The sequence below is a fragment of the Saccharomonospora iraqiensis subsp. iraqiensis genome, assembly GCF_000430445.1.
In the GTDB taxonomy this organism is placed as follows: domain Bacteria; phylum Actinomycetota; class Actinomycetes; order Mycobacteriales; family Pseudonocardiaceae; genus Saccharomonospora; species Saccharomonospora iraqiensis.
This window is the reverse complement of the sequence record NZ_KE387070.1, coordinates 1-2817: the sequence shown is the minus strand read 5'-3', so window position 1 is coordinate 2817 and position 2817 is coordinate 1. Positions and strand designations below refer to the sequence as shown.

General features: G+C 71.1%; 3 protein-coding genes. 2 read left to right on the top strand and 1 reads right to left on the bottom strand.

The window, feature by feature from the left end; translation table 11 throughout:
* Window positions 1-225: 225 nt before the first annotated feature.
* Complete coding sequence (locus tag ACTIR_RS0107330; RefSeq protein ID WP_233345849.1) at window positions 226-498, bottom strand: DUF2530 domain-containing protein; 273 nt, start codon at window positions 496-498, stop codon at window positions 226-228.
* A 46-nt stretch (window positions 499-544) separates the two neighbouring features.
* On the opposite strand from ACTIR_RS0107330, the gene ACTIR_RS0107325 reads away from it, so the two are divergent.
* Window positions 545-2014 carry an NCS2 family permease gene (locus tag ACTIR_RS0107325; RefSeq protein WP_026453773.1) on the top strand — a complete coding sequence of 490 codons (1470 nt, stop codon included), beginning with the start codon at window positions 545-547 and terminating at the stop codon, window positions 2012-2014.
* 162 nt (window positions 2015-2176) lie between these two features.
* A complete protein-coding gene (locus ACTIR_RS0107320; protein WP_084789354.1) occupies window positions 2177-2629 on the top strand; it encodes a MarR family winged helix-turn-helix transcriptional regulator in 453 nt (150 codons plus the stop codon).
* The last annotated feature ends 188 nt before the right edge of the window (window positions 2630-2817 follow it).

The window sequence follows — 2817 nt, the reverse complement described above, 5'->3', positions numbered from 1 at the left end:
CCGGAACACCGCCCGCCGGAACACCGCCCGGCGCGCCGGGGACCCTGCACGCGGCGGACTCGCCGGAGGGATTGGCGCGGGCGTTCGCGTGGGCGGCGGGTCGGTGGTCCGACCGTGCGATGGTCGTCGCGTTGCTGGAGGAGCCGGAGCCCGGTGTGCTGCTCGGCTGAGGTGCCCGGCCGAGCGCTCGGACACGCCCGTGCGTCACCCGGGCCGGTCGGTGTGTTAAAGGTTCTTCTGACCGAAACGGGACCCCCTGCGGGAGGCCGCCCGCTGCCAGAGCATGATGCTCATGCCGAGCAGCCCGACCCCGGTGCCCGCGAGGGTCGTCCACAACCACACCCCGTGGATCCCGAGCACCAACAGCACCACGAAGGCGCACAACCACGCGGTCGTGCCCCCGATCACGGGAACCCACGGGCTGACCAGGGACCGGGGCAGATCCGGGGGAGGACGAAGCCGTCCTGTGCCCTCGGGCGTGTTGCTCGGTTCGTCCACGCAGGCCAGGCTACCGCTGCCGGTACCGACGCGAGGCAGGTGAGTGATGTCCGAGGTGACCATGGAGGACCCGGCGCGGTCCCGGCTGGACCGGTTCTTCCGGATCAGCGAGCGCGGGTCCACGCCCGGCAGGGAGATCCGGGGCGGGCTGGTCACGTTCGTGACGATGGCCTACATCATCGTGCTGAACCCGCTGATCCTGGGCAGCTTCTCCGCCGACGATCCGGGTGCGGCCACCGACGCCACCGGCGCGATCCTGCCGGTGCCGCAGGTGGCCGCCGTCACCGCGCTCGTCGCCGGGGTGATGACCATTCTCATGGGGGTCGTCGCGAACTACCCGTTCGCGCTGGCGGCGGGCCTGGGCATCAACGCCCTGGTGGCGGTGAACATCGCCCCGCTGATGACCTGGCCCGCCGCGATGGGGTTGGTGCTGGTCAACGGCCTCGTGGTGCTGATCCTGGTGCTCACCGGGGTGCGCACGATGGTGTTCAACGCGGTGCCGCAGCAGCTCAAGGCGGGCATCGCCGTGGGGATCGGGCTGTTCATCAGCCTGATCGGCCTGGTCGACTCCGGGTTCGTGCGCCGCGTGCCGGACGTCGCCGACACCACCGTCCCGGTGCAGCTGGGCATCGACGGCTCGATCGCCTCGTGGCCGACCGCGGTCTTCGTCGCCGGTCTGATCATCATGGCGGTGCTGGTGGCGAAGAACGTCAAGGGCGCCATCCTGATCGGGGTGCTCGCGGGCACGGTGCTCGCCGTGATCGTGGAGGCCGTCGCCGGTGTCGGCCCGTCCGCCGGTGAGGACCCGAAGGGCTGGAACCTCGGCTATCCCGCCCTGCCCGACGACCTCGTCGGCCTGCCGGACCTCTCCCTCGTGGGGGAGGTGTCCTTCGGGGCGTGGGCCCAGGTGCCCGCGCTCACGGCGGCGTTGCTGGTGTTCACCCTGGTCCTCACCGACTTCTTCGACACCATCGGCACGATGACCGGGCTCGGCCGGGAGGCGAACCTCGTCGACGAGCGCGGCAACCTGCCCAACGTCGGCAAGACCCTGTTCGTCGACTCGCTCGGCGCCGTGTCCGGTGGTGCGGCCTCGGCCAGCTCGAACACCGTCTTCGTGGAGTCCGCCTCGGGCATCGCCGAGGGCGCGCGCACGGGCATGGCGAACGTGGTGACCGGCCTGCTGTTCCTCGCCGCGATGTTCTTCACCCCGCTGTACGAGGTGGTGCCGATCGAGGCCGCCGCCCCGGCGCTGGTGATCGTGGGCGCGCTGATGATCCGGCAGATCACCGAGATCGACTTCCGGGACTTCTCCATCGCGCTACCCGCGTTCCTGACCATCGTGGTGATGCCGTTCACCTACTCGATCGCCAACGGCATCGGGGCCGGGTTCGTCAGCTACGTGCTGATCCAGGCCGCCACCGGCAAGGGCCGCCGGGTGCACCCACTGATGTGGATCGTGGCGGCCGCGTTCGTCGTCTACTTCGCCATCGGCCCGATCCGGGACGCGCTCGGCTGAGGCGTGCACGCCCGGGAGCCCGCCACTCCCCTGGTGGGTTCTCCCACGTCGGCTACTGTGCTCCGATCGCCCGGGACCGGACGGCCTGCGCACCGTCCGGTCCCGGGCGATCGGGCGCGTCCGGTGTGAGCCCGCACCCGTTCGCTGTGTCGGGAGTCGATCGTGAGGTATGCTAAGGATGTGTCGGGATCAGCTGAGCAGCGGTCGCTGGCCAGTCGGCTGCGGCTCGCTGTGGTGCGGCTGAACCGCAGGTTACGGGCACAGCGGGGAAGTCAGGACCTGTCCCTGACGCAAATCTCGGCGTTGTCCACACTGCACAAATGCGGGGCGATGACGCCCGGGCAGCTGGCGGCCAGGGAAGGCGTGCGGCCACCGTCGATGACGCGGGTGATCACCGCGCTGGAGGAGATCTCCTTCGTCCGGCGGAGTCCGCATCCCACCGACGGCAGGCAGGCGATCGTGGCCCTGACCGACACCGGGCTGGAGTACGTGCACGCGACGATCTCGCGGCGCGAGGCCTGGCTCGACGAGCGACTGGCGGAACTGAGCGGCGAGGAGCGCGAGGTGCTCTCCCGCGCCGCGGAGATCATCGACAGGATGGCCGGACACGGTTGACGCCCGGCCGTCCCGGGAGGCGACACCACGGCGTGCGTACCACGGATAGCGACCAACGACCGACCGGACAACGCCCCGCTATCCGCAGACCCACCACCGACCCGCCCCCGCGACCGGCCTCCGCGTCCCGCTCCTGCGCCGCGGGCCCGGCGGCACCGCCCGGGGTGGACCGCACCACCTCCGCCGGG